The sequence below is a fragment of the Clostridium sp. AM29-11AC genome (assembly GCF_003480545.1).
Lineage (GTDB): Bacteria > Bacillota > Clostridia > Lachnospirales > Lachnospiraceae > Otoolea > Otoolea saccharolyticum_A.
The window spans coordinates 55787-75785 of sequence record NZ_QUJI01000005.1; the positions used below are offsets into that span (position 1 = coordinate 55787).

The following is a 19999-nucleotide window of genomic DNA, read 5'->3' on the forward strand; positions in this document are numbered from 1 at the left end:
AATTCCTGCTCCATCCGCTGCCCAGACTGCTCATAGTTTTTTGCTCATGTAGCCGCTTTCTGTTCATCGCTTCCTCTACTCATACTTCACAATCTCTTTTTTAAGCCGCTTCATAATCTTCTTTTCCAGCCTGGAAATATAGGACTGCGAGATTCCCAGCAGATCCGCCACTTCCTTCTGCGTCATCTCCTCCCCATTTTCACTGTTCAGCCCGAACCTCAGCTCCACGATTTTCTTTTCCCTGGGATTCAGCCTGCTGATAGCTGTGTTCAAAAGGTTCCTCTCTATCTCATCCTCCAGATCCCTGTAGATCACATCCTCATCTGTTCCCAGAATATCGGAGAGCAGAAGCTCATTTCCGTCCCAGTCCACATTGAGGGGCTCGTCGATGGAGACCTCCAGCTTCGTCTTATTGTTCCGCCTTAGATACATCAGAATCTCATTTTCGATACAGCGCGATGCGTAGGTGGCCAGCTTAATATTCTTTCCCGTGTTAAAGGTATTGATGGCTTTAATAAGCCCGATGGTTCCGATGGAAATCAGATCCTCCACACCCACGCTTGTGTTGTCAAACTTCTTTGCTATGTAGACCACCAGCCTGAGGTTGTGCTCAATCAGCCTGGATTTAGCCTCCCTGTCCTTTTCCGTGCCCAGCTCACCTAAAACCTCTGCCTCCTCCTTGCTGTCCAGGGGAGCCGGCAGAATGTCTGCCCCTCCTATGTAGTGGATTTCCCCTTCCTTCTGCATAAGCAGAGTTTTAAATGAAGGGACTGTCTTCAGCCGAAACCGGTTCGATATTGCAACCTTAATCACCATATTTCTCTCCTCCTGACTGATTCTCAGGCTCCTTGCGCCCGCTTTTGCCGCCGTCCTCATTCTGCGGGCTCCTGCTGTTTTCCAGTCCTGTCTTTCCCTCAGAGCCGCCTTTTTGTGTTCCATTTTTTCCCACTGCATCATTTTTTCTTTCTGTTTCCTTTCCCGTTTTTTCGTATGTCTCAGGCTCTGTGAGCCTTTCGCTGCCTGCCCAATTATTTTCCGATTTTTCTGTCTCCTGTCCGCCTTCCGTCTGCCTGCTTTTGTCTTTCTCTGTCTTCCCCGTCCTGGCGTCTCCCCCGTGGCAGGACTTCTCAGACCTGACTGCCTTCTCCCAGAATGCCTCATGCAGAAGCATTTCATAGCTTCCGTCTGACGACAGAGGAGCCTGCGAGACGGCGATGAGAGGATTTTTAAGCTCTCTGCACTTTCCCTCCAGTTCGATACAGATACAGTCAGCCTTCACTGCCGGCAGGAGTCCGCTTTCTTTTCCCACGCTCCTGTAGGGAATAAGAGTCACCCCCGGCGCTCCGTCAAAAAATCCCTCCAAAGCTCCGGCCCAGATAACGCTCACAGGCCGTCCTGATACGGGATCGGTCAGCTGGTTTCCTGTATCGAGAAATGCCTGCACCTGAAGACTTCTCCCCTGGAAAAAAATCGTGGCACCTGCCATATAGCTTCTTCTCCTCCGTTCCTCCCTAACCGCTTCAAGCAGGAAGCAGATAAAGAAGAATACTGCCGCTGCCGCAAAAAAAAGCACATAAAAAGGCAGTTTCTGCTGCCTGGGGTTTGCGGGATTTTCATAATTGTACACTCTGGCGGAAAGGCCCTTGACAAGCTCCAGCCCTCCTGCCATAAGAACGGCTGTCAGGTACAGTGCCGCCGTTCCTTTTAAAAGTCTGACCGGATGTCTCTCCCTGAAAGCCAGAAAGACCATGAGTAAGCTCACAGGCCCGCAGGTAAGGGCCGCCTTCATCGGAAAAGAAAGCGGCAGAAAAATTCCGCCGCAGGCCCACAGCGCCCCTGCTGCTCCTCCCGCCGCAATCCGTCCGGCCCTGCAGGTTTGCCTCATCATCCTCCCTGTCAGCGTGAGAACGAAGACATTCATCAAAAAATTTTGAAGAAATATCACGTCCAGGTACAGCGTATATTCTGCTGCCAGCCGCCTCACCTCCCGTCTGACACAACCTATTATAAAAACTTTCCCCTTCGTAATTTGTCAAAGTGTGCAGGATAATCCTCTTTTTTTATCGCCATATTTCGGCTGGATTCCCCCCGGATTTTTTCCCTTCTCCGGCCAATGACCTCTCACCTATTCAGGGTCCGTCGGAGTATGCCTCCTGCTTTCCTTCACCCAGAGAGTTCTGTACTTTGTTTCTGATTTTGTCGGATTTGCTCAGATTATATAAATAAATAGAACAAAAAGAATTATATAGAAAATTATTTTTCTGTCCGCCGCGCGGCGTACGCATCCCGCCCGGCAGGGCTTTTTGTATTACAGGAAATTGAGAGGAATTTCCTATAATTATGAAAAAAGAGCCTCCATCTCACTGCGAAATGAAAGCTCTTTCCTGATTTTTTCTCTATTTTACTGCCTTATGCCGGCTTTATCTCTTATGCTTTAAGAAATCCGGAATATTGATCTGTGTCTGTCCCATAGGTCTGTAGGAAGGAGTCGGGGCAGGATTCTGCGCCGGAGCCTGCTGGCCTGCCTGATTCACAGATGTGGGAGCCTTATATCCGGCTGCTGGCTGGTGAAAGCTCTGGGAAGCCGGCTGTGCTGTCGTGGCAGCCTCTCTTCCTGCTCCTGCCGGCTGAACAGGCGCCTGCTTTTTCTGGAACGGGTTCGTTCCGAAGCTGGTCATAGCCTTGGCAACAGGAGTCGCTGCATTCTGATCATTTAATCCTGTGGCGATAACTGTAATTGTGGCCTCGTCCTGAGCGTTCTCATCGTACATGGCGCCGAAAATAATGTTGGCGTCATCGCCTGCAAGTTCCTGAACATAGGAAGCAGCCTCATTTGCCTCAATAAGGCTGATATCGCCGGAAATATTGATGATCACGTGGGATGCATTCTCGATGGTAGTCTCGAGAAGCGGGCTGGAAACTGCCTGCTTCACAGCCTCGATAGCCTTGTCGTCTCCCTTGGCATGTCCGATTCCGATGTGAGCGATTCCCTTGTCAACCATAACAGTCTGTACATCCGCAAAGTCCAGATTGATAAGGCCTGGAATATTGATCAGATCCGTGATTCCCTGTACCGCCTGCTGAAGCACCTCGTCTGCCTTCTTTAATGCATCCGGCATGGTTGTCCTTCTGTCAACAATCTCAAGCAGCTTGTCATTTGGAATGACAATCAGGGTATCCACGCAGCTCTTTAACTTTTCAATGCCCTGAATCGCATTGTTCATACGTGTCTTTGCCTCGAAGCGGAATGGCTTTGTGACAACTCCGACTGTCAGGATTCCCATATCTTTCGCAATCTTTGCCACAACGGGAGCCGCGCCTGTACCTGTGCCGCCGCCCATACCGCAGGTGACAAATACCATATCTGCACCCTTTAACGCCTGGGCTAACTCCTCCTGATTCTCCTCGGCAGCCTTCTCCCCGATCTCAGGTCTTGCGCCTGCTCCAAGTCCCTTGGTCAGCTTCTCTCCGATCTGCATGGCTGTGGAGGCCTTGCAGAACTGAAGCGCCTGTTTGTCTGTATTGATTCCAATAAACTCAACACCTGCGATATTTTCCTCGATCATACGGTTCACTGCGTTGTTTCCTGCTCCGCCTACGCCAACTACAATGATTCTGGCTGCATTCTCTGACTCATTTATCTTAATCTCTAACAAGAAAACTTCCTCCTTCACTCACATCTCTATCGGGTTTTAGCTTATGTTTTGCTCATTCCTGCGCTTATCTGATTCTAGCCTATCTAATACTATATTTTATTTTACCAAAAATATCAACTGTTATTTTGCCAAATTTATAACTTTCTTGGACCAATCAGTCTTTTTGGAAGCGGTACATGGGGTTGGTATTCGTCTCGTCATAGGTATCCAGGTAGAGAGTTCCGTCCAAATCCGGATACTCCTCGATAATGTCATGCAGTTCGGAAATTTTTCCGTTTATTTCCGACTCGCTTCCCAGCTCCACGCGGAGATTCTTGACTGTGAGAACCGCTTCCCCGTTTTCCCGGTAGCGGATTCCGTCGGTCGGTATCTCATAGAGGGACAGCACCTGCGTCAGATTCAGAATATCCTCGAAAATATTCTGGTTCTCCACGGGGAGAGGCTTGTGAAGCACCACATGGCCGAATTTCAGTCCCTGGATTTTCGGTATGCCGGGAAGCGTTTCGCTGGTACTCTCCACGATAATTCCGTCCTTGTCAAAGTACATATTGCTGTTCATATAGGAAACGTATCCGACCAGGCTCTTCTCATATACGATGATTTCCACCTCATTGGGACTTCTGAATACTATTTTATAGTCTTCCACAAAAGGGATGGTCTTATGAGGCCGGAACCTGTACTGGAAATAACAGTAAGCTGTATTTCTGCTCAGTGACGAGTCAAAAATCGTCTGTTCGATCTGCTCCGGCGTATACCTTGTCGTTCCGCTGACAGTCACATCTGTAATGCGCAGAGAAACAGCCGTGATCACCAGAACTGCAAGCACCGCAAGGGCGGCGATCAGGCCTGTTTTTTTTCTGCGTCTGAAATATGTTCTCACCTTTGTACCTCCTGCTGTCCCTTTTTACTTCACTTCCCTGTCTTCCTTTGACGGCTGCTCTTTTCTGCCAGGTGCCGTGATGTCCCTTTCCATATATCTGAGCCGTCCGCCCAGCTGACTCAAGTCGCGGCAGATATTTTCATAACCCCTTTTAATATACTCCGCATCCTCCACCACCGTTATCCCTGAAGCGGTCAGCCCGGCCGTCACCAGGGCAGCCCCTCCTCGCAGATCGCAGGCCTTTACCCGGCATCCGAAGAGCCTTCTGCCTCCGCGCACAAAGGCCCTGTCACCTTCCAGGCGAATGGAAGCTCCCATTTTATTCAGCTCTCCGGCAGTTTTAAAGCGGCTCTCAAATACCGTTTCCCTGATTTCTCCTCCCTTTGATACGCATAAGAGAGTCATAAGAGGAGACTGCAGATCCGTTGGAAAAGCAGGATACGGTCCTGTCACTGTGCGCATCTGTCCGAGGGGCCTTGGAGAACGGAGGAAAATCCGATCTTTCTCTGTGTAGATGAAGGCTCCTGCTTCCTTCAGAAGCTCTGTCACACCTTTCAGTTCCTCCGAGCGAATTCCATTAATCTGAATCTCTCCCATGGAAGCAGCAGCTGCCATCAGGTAGGTTCCCGCCACAATCCGGTCGCCGTCTGCCCGCACCGTACAGCCGTGGAGAGGCAGGCCTCCTGAAATCCGCAGATGGCTGGTTCCCACCCCCAGGATCCTGGCTCCCATCCGGTTCAGCATGTGGCACAGAGCAGTAATTTCCGGCTCTCTGGCGCAGCCGGAAAGAAAACTCTCACCGTCTGCCGCCACTGCCGCAAATATGGCATTTTCCGTAGCGCCGACGCTGGGATAGGGAAACTCCACAAAGGCTCCCCTCAGGCAGGCAGAGCGCCCGCTTACCTTCGCTTTCACTCTCCCCGTCTCCCTGTCCTCCATAATCTCTGCTCCAAACCGGCCCAGGGCGAACAGATGCAGGTCAATGGGCCTTTTCCCGATCATGCAGCCTCCCGGATAATAGATGCAGGCCTCCCCCTGCCTTGCCAGAAGCGGAGCCAGAAGTATGACAGAGGAACGCATTTTTTCCATGTCCTCTTTTCTGATACATGTCCCTGAAGCTCCTGACGAATCCACCGTCAGCCTGTTTTCTTTCAGAGAGCAGACACAGCCCAGAGAATTAAGAATCCCCATCATACAGCAGACATCCTGTATTTTGGGGACATTTTCAATTACCGTAATTCCGTTTCCCAGAACCGCTGCCGCCATCATAGGCAGAACGGCATTTTTAGAACCCTGTACCTCTATTTCACCACTCAGCGGGCCATTGCCCAGAATTTCTATCGCAGACAAGCCAAACCTCCCGTATGCCTTCTATATAATATTTTATGGCATAGAGAGTGTCCCTGTGACTAAAGGCGGCTTTGCTACGTTTCCAGCTTGATCTGGTTGGATACGCTTAACACCAGTCCCATCTCGCACATCAGGAACAGAACCGATGTGCCTCCGTAGCTGATAAAGGGCAGTGTAACTCCGGTGTTCGGGATCGTGTTGGTAACAACCGCCACGTTTAAGATAACCTGGATTCCGATATGGGCCATGACTCCCACCACGAGCAGTGCCCCCATCAGATCCGGAGCGTTTCCGGCAATTACCATAAAGCGGTAAATGACAAACATGAACATGAGAATCAAAAGGACTGCTCCAAAAAGGCCCAGCTCCTCACAGATAACCGAGAAAATCATATCGTTCTGCGCCTCGGGGATAAAGCCCAGCTTCTGGAGACTCTGCCCCAGCCCTCTCCCGAAGAAGCCTCCGGAACCGATGGCGTAAAGCCCCTGAAGGGTCTGATAGCCGGTGTCTGTCGCCGTTGGATCCACCCAGGCGGTGATTCGGTCGAGCTGATAGGGCTTCAGAAGGCGGAGAGCCACCAGGGCGTTTCCTATATAGGGAGAAATAGCAATCAGGCCTACGCCCGCTCCTGCGCAGGCAAAAAACGGCCATTTAATTTTGCAGGCCACAAAGAGAACTACAAACACAATTCCGCAGGTGATGATACCGGAGCTTAAGTTGTTCTCTGTTATCAGAAGAGCCGGGATACCGCACCAGATAATAATCGCCCGCACCTTCTTGAACTCGTTGATTTTTAACCCCAGACGTGAAATCACCACTGCCAGAAACAGGATAAGCGAAATCTTTACCATCTCTGTCGGCTGGAACTGGATCGGTCCAACCTGCAGCCATCTCTTTTTTCCGTGGGATTCCACGCCGAACAGCATGGTGGCAACCATACAGAGCAGGGAAACAAAGTAAGCCGGATAGGCAAACTTCGCAAACCAGTGATAGTCAATCTTTGAGATAAGCAGCATTCCCACGGCGCTGCATGCCGCAATCATCCCCTGCCTTTTTACGAAGTAAGCTGCGTCACCCTGCACCAGCTGTGCCCGGTAAGAACTGGCACTGTAGATCATGATCAGTCCGAACACAGTCAGGAACACTACAGCCAGAAGAAGACTGTAATCATAAAACCGGTGGGGCTTTTTTTTCTTTTTTTTCGGTGTAGTCGGCGCATCGGCCATCGTATCACTCCTCACTTGCCAGCCAGGCCCGGCGCCTCCTTTCAGGAGGCAGCAGCCGGAGCCCGCCGGAAACAGCGTTCAGATTCATTTAGAGGTTTCTCACATACTCCTTGAACATGCGGCCTCTCTCCTCATAGTTTTTAAACATTCCCCAGCTTGCGCAGGCCGGTGAGAGCAGCACATTGTCCCCCGCATTCGCGTAGGAAGCGCAGACCTGAACAGCTTCTTTCAAGTCCTCTGCGTACATAATATCCGTAAAGCCGTGACGCTTTGCGCACTCTGCGATTTTATCCCTGGTCTGTCCGATTAATACCAGGTAGCGCACCTTGCCACCGAAGCTCTCGATCCACTCGTCATACTCAGAGTGCTTGTCATAGCCTCCGGCGATGAGAAGCGTCGGGCCCGGCATGGCCTTGATGGCCTGCATGGCTGCATCCGGGTTCGTTCCCTTAGAGTCGTTGTAATATTTTACACCGAACCGCTCTGTCACGAATTCAATGCGGTGCTCCACCGCCTCAAACCGTTTTACCACCCGTCGGATGGTGTCCATGGGAACATCCATGTTCATGGCAATGGCCACTGCTGCCATGACGTTCTCGTGGTTGTGGCGTCCAAGGAGCTTGAGCTCATGGATGTTTACAATCTCCGTCACTGTCTCGCCGTCCTTGTATACGATCTGATCTCCGTCCAGGAACAGGCCTTTTTTCAGCTTCTCGCGGCTGGAAAAATAGACAACCTTACACTTTAAGGTTTCCCCGAACTCTCTAAGCACCGGATCATCGTAATTTAAGACGCACACATCGTTTTCCTTCTGGTTCTTTGTGATTCCCTCCTTAATCTCGATGTAGCGCTCCATGGTTTTATGCCTGTCTAAGTGATCCGGGGTGATATTTAAGATGGCGCTGACATTCGGTCTGAAATCCATGATGGTTTCAAGCTGGAAGCTGGAAACCTCCGCTACTGTCACCGACTTCTCTGTGGTTTCCAGAGCGTGAGCTGTATAGGGATCTCCGATATTTCCCACCACGAATACGCTGTCATAGTGGGCCTTCATAATCTCTCCCGTCAGCGCTGTCGTCGTCGTCTTTCCGTTGGTTCCCGTGATGGCCGCCAGCCTTCCCTTCGCACAGTGGTAGGCCAGCTGGATCTCGCTCCAGATGGGGATTCCCGCCTGATCAATGACGGACACGAAAGGAGCCTCCAGGGAGATTCCCGGGCTGATAATCGAAAGCTCCACGCCCAGCAGATCCGTGCGTGTCAGCTCACCCAGCACAAAGCTCACCTTTGCATTTTCATCAAATTTCTTTCTCAGATCCTCTTCTCTCAGCTTTTCGTTTCCGTCATAGAGAACTACCTCTCCTCCCATGTCGAGAAGGAGCTTCGCCGCTGCAATTCCGCTGATTCCGCTTCCTGCTACCAATACTTTCTGACTCATTGTCCATTTCCTCCTATAATCCTAAGTACGCAATCAGGCAAAGGATTGCCGTTATAATTGAAAATACTGCCACTACTCTCGTCTCCGACCATCCGCACAGCTCAAAGTGGTGATGGATCGGCGCCATCTTGAAAATCCGCTTTCCCCCTGTACTCTTAAAGTAGGTTACCTGGATAATGACTGACAACACCTCTACCAGATAAATCAGTCCCACCAGAGCGATGAAAATCGGCATCTGCATCATAAATGCGCTGGACGCCACAAAGCCTCCCAGAGCCAGAGAGCCGGTATCTCCCATAAACACCTTGGCCGGATACACATTAAACAGAAGAAAGCCGAGAAGACTTCCCACCACAGCCCCGGTAATGGGACTGATGCCCGTGTTCTCGCCGATGGCCACAATCGTAAAGAAGGTCGCCACCAGAATCGTCACACTGGTGCAGAGGCCGTCAAGGCCGTCTGTGAAATTTACTCCATTGTCCGTACCCAGCACGATAAAAAACAGAGCCGGTATAAACAGAACCGGCGGAAGTTCCAGGAAAAAGCCGTCGTCAAAGCCGCCGGTGAACGGAATCAGCATGGAGGTACCCACCTCCCTGCTGCTGATCAGGTAATAGGCGAAAATGCCTGTAATCACAAACTGTCCGATGAGCTTCTGCTTCGGGTTTAACCCCTCTGACCGCTTCATCACAATCTTAATATAGTCATCCAGAAAACCGATAATGCCAAAGCCCACTGTCACAAACAGAATCGGGATAATTTTCGGATAATCCCTGATATAGAGAAGGGAGGTAATCACAATCGCTCCCAGAATCACCACTCCGCCCATGGTCGGAGTTCCCTGCTTTTTCAGATGGGCCTGCGGGCCGTCCTCCCTGACCTGCTGGCCAAATTTCAGCTTGTGCAGAAACGGTATCACGATCGGGCACATGACTGCGCTGATAATGAATGCCGTAATAACTGCCAGAATTGTTTCGTTTACCATGTCACACCTCAGATTCTTATGTAGTCTTTTGTGATACTGCGGCCACAGCTCCGAAAGGACGCGGCTTATCTGTTTTACACGATCCCAAGACTCCTGATTAGTATACGTCTTTTTCCTGGAATAATCAACTGTTAGTTGACTCCTCCTCCGCCCTTGGAATTCCCAGATACGGCAGGATGTTTTCAAAAATATCTCCCACCACCGGGGCTGCTATGGTTCCTCCATAATAGACTCCCTCCGGCTCGTCGATAGTGATAAGGGCAATCACCTGCGGATCATCCGCCGGGGCAAAGCCCAGAAAGGAGGAAATATACTTTTTTCTGCTTCTGGGCAGCTTTTCCGAGGTGGCCGTCTTTCCGCCGATGCGGTAGCCCTCTATCTTCGCGTTTTTTCCGCTCCCCTCTGCCACCACCTGCTCTAAAATATAGCGCATGGCGGCGCTTGTTTCCTCTGAGAGAATTCTTCCCTTTTCTTTGTACTCAAATTCATGGACAATACCGGTAGACGGATTTTCAGCCCGCAGGGCAAAATGCGGTGTCACCCTGTTTCCCCCATTAATGATGGAGGAAGCTGTGGTGATGAGCTGAAGGGGGGTGATCTGGAAGGACTGCCCAAAAGAAACAGTGGCCAGCTCCACAGCGCCCATATTTTCCTTCCGGTGCATGATCGTGGCCGCCTCCCCGGGCAGATCCACCCCTGTCTTTCCCATCAGACCGAACTGTTCAAAGTACCTGTAATAATTGTCCACCCCCAGCCTCTGTCCCACATCGATGAGCACCGGATTGCAGGAATTCATCATACCCTGAAGGAAGGTTTCACCTCCATGGCCGCCGACCTTGTGGCAGCGGATCTTCCGATCCTCCACAATCCGAAAACCAGGGCAGGAAAAGGTGTCGTCCAGATCCACCACGCCTGCCTCCAGCCCTGCGGCGGCTGTGATAATCTTAAAGGTAGAGCCGGGCTCATAGGTATCGTTAATGCACTTGTTTCTCCACATTTGGTTCAGGAGATCCTGTCTCTTTTTCGCCTCGCCTCCGCCGGCCTCTTCCGGGGGCTCATCTGTCTTTTCCTCTCCCTGGGCTTCGGCAGACGCAGGCAGCCATACAGTCTGTCCCTCCTCCTTATGTTCAGCCTCCATCCCTGCAGTCAGGTTAAATGGCTCATTCAGGTTAAACTCCGGCACATTCACCATAGCGAGAATCTCCCCGTTTTTCGGATTCATGACAATGACGGAAACACTGTTTGCCGATTTTTTCTCCATCACCTGGTAGGCGGCCTGTTCCGCATACTTCTGGATATTCACGTCCAGGCTTACCGTCAGATCATGTCCCGGTATCGGCTCTATGCGATCCTCGGCTGCGTTCTCAATCTCCACCCCGGCCGCATCCGCCAGTGTCAGGATCAAGCCGTTCTCTCCCTTGAGCCAGGATTCATACTGCACCTCCAGTCCTATGATCCCCTGATTGTCCCCGCCTGTAAAACCAAGCACCCTGGATGCCAGGCTGTCATAGGGGTAATACCGCTTGTAGTCCTCATCCACCTTGACGCCCGGAAGAGCCATTTCCCGGATCCTGTCCCCGATTTCCTTGTCCACATTCGTCTTTATGATTTCCCTGGCCGTGTATTTCTCCACCTTCTTTTTCACATCCTCAAGGGGGATGGACAGTTCCCGGCTCAGAACCTCCGCCGTCCGCTCCGGCTCTGTTATCTGATTGTGCACCACAGAAACGGTACATACTGTCCTGTTGTCGGCAATGACCGTTCCGTTTCTGTCCAGAATTCTCCCTCTGGCAGCCTTGATTGACCGCTCCCTCTGGTGGAGATCCTCTGCCATGGCGCTGTACTCCTCTGCCCGAAAGGTCATAAGAAAAAATAGCCGTCCTGTCAGACCAGCCATACAGAGGCATAAGAGTCCGCACAGGAGAGCTATTCTTTCTCTGTGTCGCGTTCTTCTCCGCTCCATACCGCATCCCTTCACCGCCCTGTCCCCTTACGGCAGAGGGCGTCTTTCTCTCTGCTTGGTACAGTATATTGGAAAAAAAACATTTTATGTGTTTGTAATCGCAGGCTTACGGATTCACTTCCGTCCCGCCCGTCTCTCTACGCGCCGGCTTCTCCCTGGGCGCCTGATACCGGTGAAACCGGCTCTTCCCCTTCAGGCGATGCCGCGCCGCCCTCTGACTCCTGATTTTCGTCCACTGTCTGGTCTGCCGCGCTTTCCGCTCCCTGACTCTGACTTTCACCTGTTTCCGAATCTGAGGGCTGCTCTGCGGAAGCTTCGCTTCCTGACGTCTCTCCCGGATCGGCAGCGCTCTGTTCCGGACTGCCCGGCAGTCTTTCCGGGTAGCTTACGCCGTCATCGATAAATTCCTCATCATAGACAGGATAGGTTTCGCCGTCTGCGTTCGTCGGCGCTTCCGTGCTCTCCTCCTCGCCTTCCTCCGGCTCCTGGCTGGTAATTCCCTCCGGAAGCTCTGCCATCTCCTCATCGGCAGGTGCTGCCTCGGAATCCGGAAATACATTCATATAAGGAAGCACCTCTGCCATAATCTTGCTGAAAATCTCGCTGGCGAAGGTGGAATGAGCCTGTTCTGTTCCTTCCAGATGCGGTGTGTCAAGCACCACATAGCAGAGCACCTGAGGATCATGGGCCGGTGCATGCCCGATGAAGGAAACCAGATAGTTCTTGGCGCTTCTCGGATACTTCTCAGCCGTTCCCGTTTTTCCGGCTATCTCGTATCCTGCCACGGCAGCCGCTTTGGCAGTTCCGCCCTCGCCTGAGACGGTCTGGTAGAGGGCCTCATTGATAAAGTCTGAGGTTTCCTGGGAGATCGTCTCTCTCACAAGCAGAGGCTCCCTTTTTTCCACCACTGAGCCCTGTTCATTGAGAATCTGCTTCATCACATGGGGCTCGTAGTAGGAGCCTCCGTTGATCAGGGAGGCATATGCTGCAGCCATCTGTATCATGGTGCAGTTGTAGTTCTGTCCGAAGGAGTTGGTGGCCAAATCGGCAGGGCCCATGTTTTCAGCCGTATAAATCAGTGTCGCCGCATCGGCCTCTCCCGGAAGGTCGATTCCCGTTTTTTGCCCGAAGCCAAAAATACTCTGATACTTGGCAAAAATATCCGTTCCCTCCATCCGGGAAATATTCATCATGACCACGTTGCAGGATTTCATCAGACCCTGCACAACTGTCGTCGGGCCGTGTCCAAACCTGGAAACACAGTGAATATCGTGTCCTCCGATGGAGAGAAAACCTCCGCAGTCAAAGCTCTCATTTCCGTTGATGATATTCTCCTCCAGGGCTCCGGCCACAGTGAAGGCCTTCTGGGGAGAGCCCGGCTCATAGGTGTCATTGACGCAGAAGTTTCTCCACAGCTTGTACCATGCATCTGACTTTGCCTTCTCGTCCATGGCGTCTATTTCTTCCTGGGAATAGTAAGCGCTCAAATCATAGGGATTGTTCAAATCATACCGCGTGCTGGTATCCATGGCCAGAATCTCTCCGCTCTTGGGATCCATCACAATGACTGCCGCCACGTTGCTTCCGATTCCCGCCTGCCACTCGTCAATGTATTTTTCACAGATTTTCTGAATGTTAAGGTCAATGGTGGAAACTACTGTATTTCCGTTCTCTGCAGGCTTAATTACCCGCTCCAGGTTGGAATCGTCGGTCAGATATCCGTATTCGCGGCCATTGTTTCCAATCAGCTCACTGTTATAGTACTGTTCAATTCCTCCTGAACCGGTGCTTCCATCCTTCTGGGCAAAGCCGATCACATTGCAGGCAGTGGCGCCGTTTGGGTACACCCTTCGGTACTCATCCTCAAACCAGACGCCCAGGATTTTCTTTGCCTCATTGTTTTTTTTGAATGCCTCGTTCCTCTCCCTGGAAGCTGTCTCAAACTGTTCCTTTTCCTCAAAGGTCATCTGCTTCCTGTAGCGAATGTAGGAGCTGTCTTTTCTGCCTGTGATAGTTTCCCTCAATTCCGCAGTGTCAAATCCGAAGCACTCGTTTAAAAGCTGAATGGTCGGTTCCACACACTCATTTCTCTCATCAGAGTACATCTGCCTCGGATCCAGAATCAGAGTGTAGACTTTCTCGCTGGTGGCCAGGTAGGAGCCGTTCCGATCCACAATGTCTCCGCGTCTGTAGGGAATGGTTCTGCTCTCATAATCCTGGTGCCCCAACACCACCTGTGTATATTCCTCGTTCTTTTCCTGGACAATCGTGTAAAGAATGACGACAAGAGCAATTAAAGCCAGCATCATTACCAGTACGGTAATTGCCAGCTTCTCCTGCATGTATCTTCTGAACGGCTGCCTGTTATTCGTGTTCTGGGACGTCTTCATACTGTCTTACATACTCGCTTTCTGTTTTATCGTACAAAAGAATCTGATTCTTATTTGCATAGACCATGCCCAGCTCTTTTGTAGCGACATCATAGATATGATCCAGATCCACGTATGTATTGATGCTTGTTTCGAGGGCGTCATTCTCAGCCTTCAGCGCCTCCACGTCCTGTTCCAGGCTCTCGATATTTCCGATTCTCGTGGTGATGGATGACCGGAGCTGAAGGTACTGCATACAGATAGCCAGCGTGACAATCGCTGCCACAGTTAATGCCAGCACGTAAGGTGCATCCATCCTGAGAGCCTTTTCTCTATTCCTTCTTACCATTTGGCTGCGTCTGATCTCTGACTGCAGCTGCCGCCTGCGCTGTTCTTCTTCCTGCCGTCTCTCACGCTCCTGCGGCGCCCGTCTGACCTTTCTAACCGTATTTCCATCCGTATACGTCTCATATACAGTCCGTTTTCTTGCAGCCATGGTTTCTCCTCCTCACATTTCAAAACCCGGAAAGCCTCCGGTTTACTGCTTCTGATCGCCTGCTTTTTCGAACACTCTCAGCTTGGCGCTCTTTGATCTCTTATTTGCCGAGAGTTCTTCATCAGAAGGTAAAATGGGCTTTCGCGTCACCACGCGTCCCCTGCTCTTCTTTCCGCACATACACACCGGAAATTCCGGCGGGCAGGTACAGGGATTTTCATTGATGCGGAATCTGTTTTTTATAATCCGGTCCTCCAGGGAGTGGAAGGTAATGACAGAAAGCCTTCCTCCCGGATTCAGAAGCTCGATCATCGTGTCGATGGAGTTTTCCAGCACCTGCAGCTCCCGGTTCAGCTCTATCCTGATTGCCTGAAACGTCCGCTTTGCCGGATGTCCTCCCGTAGCCCTGATTTTTGCCGGAATCGCTGCCCTGATGATCTCTGTCAGCTCCCCTGCCGTCTCAATCTCCTTTTCCTGTCTGGCTTTAACGATATGCTTTGCAATATTTTTGGCAAACCGGTCTTCCCCGTAATCCCGGATAATCCGGTAAAGCTCCATCTCGCTGTAGCCGTTTACAATATCCTTTGCCGTTTCTGACCTTCTCTGATCCATCCGCATGTCAAGAGGAGCGTCGTCTTCCCTGTACGTGAAGCCTCTCTCAGCCGTATCAAGCTGGTAGGAGGAAACTCCCAAATCCAGGTAAATGCCGTCCACCTTTGCAATTCCCAGAGAGGCCAGGGCCTCCTTGATATTTTCATAGTTTGTCCGGATCACAGTTACCCGGTCCCCGTAGGGCTTCAGCCTCTCTGTCGCCGCCGCGATGGCATCTGCATCCTGATCAAGTCCAATCAGCCTTCCGCCCTCTCCCAGCCGGCTGAGCACCAGGGAGGCATGTCCTCCCCCGCCGAGGGTTCCGTCCACGTAAATTCCGTCCGGCCTGATATTCAGGCTGTCCACCGTTTCGTACAAAAGGACAGATGTGTGTGAAAATGTCATATTCCCAGTCCCTCCATATTTTCGGCAATGTCCTCCATGTCGTCATAGACATTCTTCTCTTCCCAGAGCGCCCGGTTCCAAATCTCAATTCTGCTTCCCACTCCCACCAGAGTCACCTCTTTTTCCAGATGGGCAAACTCCCTGAGCACAGCCGGAATCAGAATCCTTCCCTGCCTGTCCACCTCACAGTCCGAAGCTCCGGCAAGGAAAAATCTCGTAAACTTTCTGGCATTCTGGTTCGTCAGCGGCAGCGCCCGCAGCTTCTCCTCAAAGGCGGTCCACTCAGAATTGTCATACACAAATAAACAGCCGTCGAGTCCCTTTGTTACGACAAATTCATCTCCGAGCTGTTCTCTGAATTTCGATGGCATAATCAGACGCCCCTTGGCATCTATTGTATGACTGTACTCTCCTTTGAACATAAAACCACCTGCTGGCCGAAGCTGCCACTCGGCCTCCATAGCGCCCCACCGGGCCCCACTTTCCGCCACTTTCTACCACTTTGTATTTATAATAGTAGTACATACGAAAAAAAATAGCAAGGAATTTTTCAAAAAAAATTATGTAAATTGCAAAGATCGGGCCGGCAATTTTTTCCATTTGGAAAATTAGCTGAATTTTCATCTCGTTTTCACGTTTTTCCGGCAGGCAGGCATCTTTTCAGGCCCCCTCTTTTCCGGTCAAAAAAGGGCTGTCTTTCTGCGCCGGCCGCCGGATATGCAAAACAGGCGCTGCCATAACGACAGCGCCTGCATGCGGCTTTGTTGCAATATGTGTTTAAGAATCTCTGAGAATTATCCCATTCTAATAGCCGGCCACAATATACTGATTCAGCAGTTCGTCAAGTTCCACGCTGTACTCGTATATCTTCCGGTATTCTTCCCTGCGCTCGATGCAGAGATCCATTTTTTTTCTCACCCTCTCGATTTTCTCCACTAACTCTTCTTTTGCATTTGCCATTTCTATTCTCCTTTTATCCCTGTTTTTAACCGCAATCGTTTCCAGATGATAACGGCTGCTGAGGCAGCCACCAGAATCATCGACAATGCCTGGGATACAGGAATACCCGTGCCAAAGAACAGAAGCTGATCGGTGCGAAGCCCTTCTATCCATGCGCGACCGAGTCCATATCCCAAAAGATACACCCACAGCACCTCTCCATCGAACCTTTTTCTCTTTCGGTACCACAGCAGAAAAATCAGGACTCCTACATTCCAGAGCGATTCATAGAGGAAGGTCGGGTGAACCTGTATATACTCCACCCCGTTTTCCACTATTCTATGTTCGAGAAGCCCCTGTGAAATCATAGAAGGATTTACCAGTGACATTTTAATTCTCATTGCGAACAGATTATCTGTGTAGCCGCCGAAGGCCTCGCAGTTGAAAAAATTACCCCACCGTCCGATAATCTGCCCTGTCACCAGTCCGATACATCCGCTGTCTGCCATCGAAAAGAACGAAGTCTTCTTGATCCTTGAAAATACAATCAACGTCAGGACGGCCCCGATAATTCCTCCGTAGATAGCCAGCCCGCCTCCCCGCAGATTGAAAATCTGGATTGGATCATTCTTATAAAGGTCCCAGTTAAAAATGACATAGTACAGTCTGGCTCCTATGATGGAAAAGATGATCGCATACAGGGCAAAATCCAGATAGATTTCAGGATTCTGTCCTCTCCTGCGCGCATCCCTCTGCGCCATATAAATCCCGGCAAGCATACCGCATCCTATGATAATTCCATAATAGGCAATTTCAAATCCTCCGATAGAAATACTGTTCCTCAGATGCTCGATCGTTATACCGAGATGGACAAAACTTATGTCTGCACCTTCCGTCATACACGTTCTCCTTTCGATGCGATTTTTATTTTAAGTCACGAATCCCCAAAAATCAAACACATTCGCTCGACATTGTATCCTCTTTTTCGACAAACAGGGCTCGGAAACCGCCGTTTTTCTACCCAATTCCCTTATAGATAATTCCCAGAATAAATACCACAACCGTCAGCGGTACATACAGATATCTGGCCACTCCTCCAAACCAGCCGGGAACAGGTGTCTTTCTGCCGGTTTCCAGCTCTTTCCTGATTTTCCTGTATCCGAATACATAGTAAACCGATACGGCTCCCAGCACAGCGCCGAGAGGGGTGACAATAATGGTGATAAAATCCATCCAGCTTCCCACGTATGCCTCCGGTTCCAGGAACACGCCGATGCCCAGGCAGATGATTCCGCAGAGCGCCACAGCCAGGCGGCGCGGTATGTCGAATTTGTGCTGCCAGCTCTCAATGACTGCCTCGAACATATTAATTAAAGAGGTAATCCCTGCAAACACCACGGACAGGAAGAAGATAGCAGAAAAAAACTGTCCCATGGGCATCTGCGAAAAAATCTTCGGGATTGTGATAAACATCAGGGACGGTCCGGAATTCGGCTCGATTCCAAAGGCAAACACAGCGGGCATGATGGCAAGAGCCGAAAGCATGGCTGCTACTGTGTCAAAGCCCACGGTCCTCATGGATGCTCCGATAATGTCTGTATCCTTATTGAGATAGGAGCCGTAAACGATCATGCCGGAGCCTGTGATGGAGAGGGAGAAAAACGCCTGTCCCATAGCCATAACCCAGGTATCCACATTTTTCAGCTGTTCCCACTTCGGCACAAAGAGAAAGCGATAGCCTGCCCCTGCACCGTCCAGGAAGCACACCCGCACAGCCAGCACGGCAAACAGTACAAAAAATACCGGCATCATGATACGGTTGGCCTTCTCAATCTGGGTAACTGAGCCTGTGAGCAGGATCAGCACGGTAATGAGAACTACGGCAATATGCCAGGGCAGGCTTCCGAAGCTGCCTGTAACCTGAGAAAAATATTCTGCAGAATCTGTGTTCAGAATGCTTCCTGTCAGGGAGCCTGCAAATGAGCGCAGCACCCATCCGATGATAATGGAGTAGCCGATCGCAATTCCCAGAGACCCGATAAGCGGAATCCAGCCGATTGCCTTTCCCACCGTCTTTCTGAAGCCGTCTTTCTGTCCGTCTCCCCAGCACAGCTCATAGGAGCCGAGGGTTCCCGTCCTGGCGCGCCTGCCGATGGCGAACTCCGCTGACAGGCCGGTCAAACCGAACAGCACCACAAAGAATATATAGGGGACCAGAAAGGCCGCCCCTCCATACTGCCCCAGGCGGTAGGGAAACATCCAGATATTTCCAAGCCCCACCGCTGAGCCCACACAGGCAAGTACAAAGCCCAGCGAGCTGCTGAAGCTTCCGTTTTTGTGACTCATCCAATTTCCTCCTTCACTATGCCGCTTTAAATTCAAAAAGCAGCAGTTTCCTTATACCTCAATCTCTTATCTTAATATATCGCAGGCAGAAAAGCAAACATTTTTCTCTTTTCTTTCCCCCCATTCTATGCTATTCTTATAAAAGACTATCAGCCGATAAAAAAACAGGGCTTCTGCCGCAGGTATTCTGCCGCGTGCCGTGCCTGAAGCAGCCCTGAAGAATAGAAAGGATACGTATTATGAAATTAGGTATCGTAGGTTTACCAAACGTAGGAAAAAGTACATTATTCAACTCTCTGACAAAGGCCGGCGCCGAGTCCGCCAACTATCCCTTCTGCACCATCGACCCGAATGTGGGCGTCGTTCCCGTTCCCGACGAGAGACTCCAGAAGCTGGCAGCGCTCTATAATTCTGCCAAGATTACCCCGGCTGTCATCGAATTTGTGGACATTGCCGGTCTGGTAAAGGGAGCTTCCAAGGGCGAGGGACTCGGAAACCAGTTTCTCTCCAACATCCGCGAAGTAGACGCTATCGTCCATGTAGTTCGCTGCTTCGATGATCCCAACGTTGTACATGTAGACGGAAGCGTAAACCCCTTAAGAGATATTGAAACCATTGATCTGGAGCTGATTTTCTCTGATATGGAGATTCTGGAGCGCCGCATCGCAAAGACTACAAAGAGCGCCATGGGAAACAAGGCTCTCGCAAAGGAGCTTGAAATCCTGAAAGCCATGTACGCCCATCTGGAGGAAGGAAAGCTGGCCAGAAGCTATGAGACAGAGGATGAGGACGAGCTGGCCTTTATCTCCTCCTTAAATCTCTTAACCTGGAAGCCTGTGATTTTCGCCGCCAATGTAGCCGAGGATGATCTGGCGGATGACGCGGCCGGCAATGCCTATGTCCAGGAAGTCAGAAAATTTGCAGCTGAAAACGGCAGCGAGGTATTTGTCATCTGCGCCCAGATTGAGCAGGAGATTGCAGAACTGGACGAAGATGAGAAAAAGATGTTCCTGGAGGATCTGGGGCTGAAGGAATCCGGGCTCGACAAGCTGATCGCCGCAAGCTACCGCCTTCTTGGCCTCATCAGCTATCTGACCGCCGGAGAGACGGAGACGAGAGCCTGGACCATCAAGGTCGGCACAAAAGCTCCCCAGGCAGCCGGAAAGATTCACTCCGACTTCGAGAGAGGCTTCATCAAGGCCGAGGTTGTCAACTACCAGGATCTTCTGGACTGCGGAACGTACACCGCAGCAAAGGAAAAGGGCCTTGTCCGCATGGAGGGCAAGGAATACGTGGTAAAGGACGGAGATGTAATCCTGTTCCGCTTCAATGTATAGTATGTAGAAAAAAACGAGGAT

At 50.9% G+C, this 19999-nt stretch carries 17 protein-coding genes; 1 reads left to right on the forward strand and 16 read right to left on the reverse strand.

Features of this window, described 5'->3' with window-relative positions:
* Nucleotides 1–75: 75 nt before the first annotated feature.
* From sigE to DW757_RS05540, 16 genes are all read right to left on the reverse strand, one after another.
* Nucleotides 76–816, reverse strand: coding sequence for an RNA polymerase sporulation sigma factor SigE (gene sigE / locus DW757_RS05465; RefSeq protein WP_008398753.1), 741 nt, complete (start codon nucleotides 814–816; stop codon nucleotides 76–78).
* Nucleotides 806–1984 (reverse strand): sigma-E processing peptidase SpoIIGA, encoded by a 1179-nt coding sequence (locus DW757_RS05470; protein ID WP_118751202.1) that lies wholly within the window; start codon nucleotides 1982–1984, stop codon nucleotides 806–808. Before DW757_RS05470 ends, sigE begins: the two co-directional genes overlap by 11 nt.
* A gap of 436 nt (nucleotides 1985–2420) precedes the next feature.
* Nucleotides 2421–3656, reverse strand: a complete 1236-nt coding sequence (ftsZ, locus tag DW757_RS05475) for a cell division protein FtsZ (RefSeq protein ID WP_021966008.1) — start codon at nucleotides 3654–3656, stop codon at nucleotides 2421–2423.
* Nucleotides 3657–3810: 154 nt separating this feature from the next.
* Nucleotides 3811–4536, reverse strand: coding sequence for a cell division protein FtsQ (locus tag DW757_RS05480; RefSeq protein ID WP_008398746.1), 726 nt, complete (start codon nucleotides 4534–4536; stop codon nucleotides 3811–3813).
* A 24-nt stretch (nucleotides 4537–4560) separates the two neighbouring features.
* The gene (gene murA / locus DW757_RS05485) at nucleotides 4561–5886 is read right to left on the reverse strand and encodes a UDP-N-acetylglucosamine 1-carboxyvinyltransferase (protein WP_118751203.1); all 1326 of its coding nucleotides are present in this window, start codon (nucleotides 5884–5886) and stop codon (nucleotides 4561–4563) included.
* A gap of 74 nt (nucleotides 5887–5960) precedes the next feature.
* Nucleotides 5961–7112, reverse strand: a complete 1152-nt coding sequence (locus DW757_RS05490) for an FtsW/RodA/SpoVE family cell cycle protein (RefSeq protein WP_118751204.1) — start codon at nucleotides 7110–7112, stop codon at nucleotides 5961–5963.
* Between the two features lie 88 nt (nucleotides 7113–7200).
* Nucleotides 7201–8547 (reverse strand): UDP-N-acetylmuramoyl-L-alanine--D-glutamate ligase, encoded by a 1347-nt coding sequence (murD, locus tag DW757_RS05495; RefSeq protein WP_118751205.1) that lies wholly within the window; start codon nucleotides 8545–8547, stop codon nucleotides 7201–7203.
* Between the two features lie 13 nt (nucleotides 8548–8560).
* Nucleotides 8561–9532, reverse strand: a complete 972-nt coding sequence (gene mraY / locus DW757_RS05500) for a phospho-N-acetylmuramoyl-pentapeptide-transferase (protein WP_008398741.1) — start codon at nucleotides 9530–9532, stop codon at nucleotides 8561–8563.
* Nucleotides 9533–9656: 124 nt separating this feature from the next.
* Nucleotides 9657–11429: a penicillin-binding transpeptidase domain-containing protein gene (locus DW757_RS05505; protein WP_347559966.1), complete on the reverse strand. Its 1773-nt coding sequence runs from the start codon at nucleotides 11427–11429 to the stop codon at nucleotides 9657–9659.
* Nucleotides 11430–11632: 203 nt separating this feature from the next.
* Nucleotides 11633–13885 carry a penicillin-binding protein 2 gene (locus DW757_RS05510; RefSeq protein WP_118751206.1) on the reverse strand — a complete coding sequence of 751 codons (2253 nt, stop codon included), beginning with the start codon at nucleotides 13883–13885 and terminating at the stop codon, nucleotides 11633–11635.
* On the reverse strand, nucleotides 13860–14360 hold the full coding sequence (locus DW757_RS05515) for a cell division protein FtsL (protein WP_008398738.1): 501 nt from the start codon (nucleotides 14358–14360) through the stop codon (nucleotides 13860–13862). Before DW757_RS05515 ends, DW757_RS05510 begins: the two co-directional genes overlap by 26 nt.
* Nucleotides 14361–14402: 42 nt before the next feature.
* Nucleotides 14403–15356: a 16S rRNA (cytosine(1402)-N(4))-methyltransferase RsmH gene (gene rsmH, locus DW757_RS05520; protein WP_118751207.1), complete on the reverse strand. Its 954-nt coding sequence runs from the start codon at nucleotides 15354–15356 to the stop codon at nucleotides 14403–14405.
* A complete protein-coding gene (mraZ, locus tag DW757_RS05525; RefSeq protein WP_015574810.1) occupies nucleotides 15353–15778 on the reverse strand; it encodes a division/cell wall cluster transcriptional repressor MraZ in 426 nt (141 codons plus the stop codon). Before mraZ ends, rsmH begins: the two co-directional genes overlap by 4 nt.
* 382 nt (nucleotides 15779–16160) lie before the next feature.
* Nucleotides 16161–16316 (reverse strand): aspartyl-phosphate phosphatase Spo0E family protein, encoded by a 156-nt coding sequence (locus tag DW757_RS05530; protein WP_008398733.1) that lies wholly within the window; start codon nucleotides 16314–16316, stop codon nucleotides 16161–16163.
* A gap of 2 nt (nucleotides 16317–16318) precedes the next feature.
* Nucleotides 16319–17194, reverse strand: coding sequence for a prolipoprotein diacylglyceryl transferase (gene lgt / locus DW757_RS05535; RefSeq protein ID WP_008398732.1), 876 nt, complete (start codon nucleotides 17192–17194; stop codon nucleotides 16319–16321).
* Between the two features lie 118 nt (nucleotides 17195–17312).
* Nucleotides 17313–18641, reverse strand: coding sequence for a sodium-dependent transporter (locus DW757_RS05540; protein ID WP_087382883.1), 1329 nt, complete (start codon nucleotides 18639–18641; stop codon nucleotides 17313–17315).
* A 239-nt stretch (nucleotides 18642–18880) separates the two neighbouring features.
* Between DW757_RS05540 and ychF the strand changes: the two genes are divergently transcribed.
* Complete coding sequence (gene ychF / locus DW757_RS05545; protein ID WP_087382880.1) at nucleotides 18881–19978, forward strand: redox-regulated ATPase YchF; 1098 nt, start codon at nucleotides 18881–18883, stop codon at nucleotides 19976–19978.
* Nucleotides 19979–19999 lie beyond the last annotated feature (21 nt).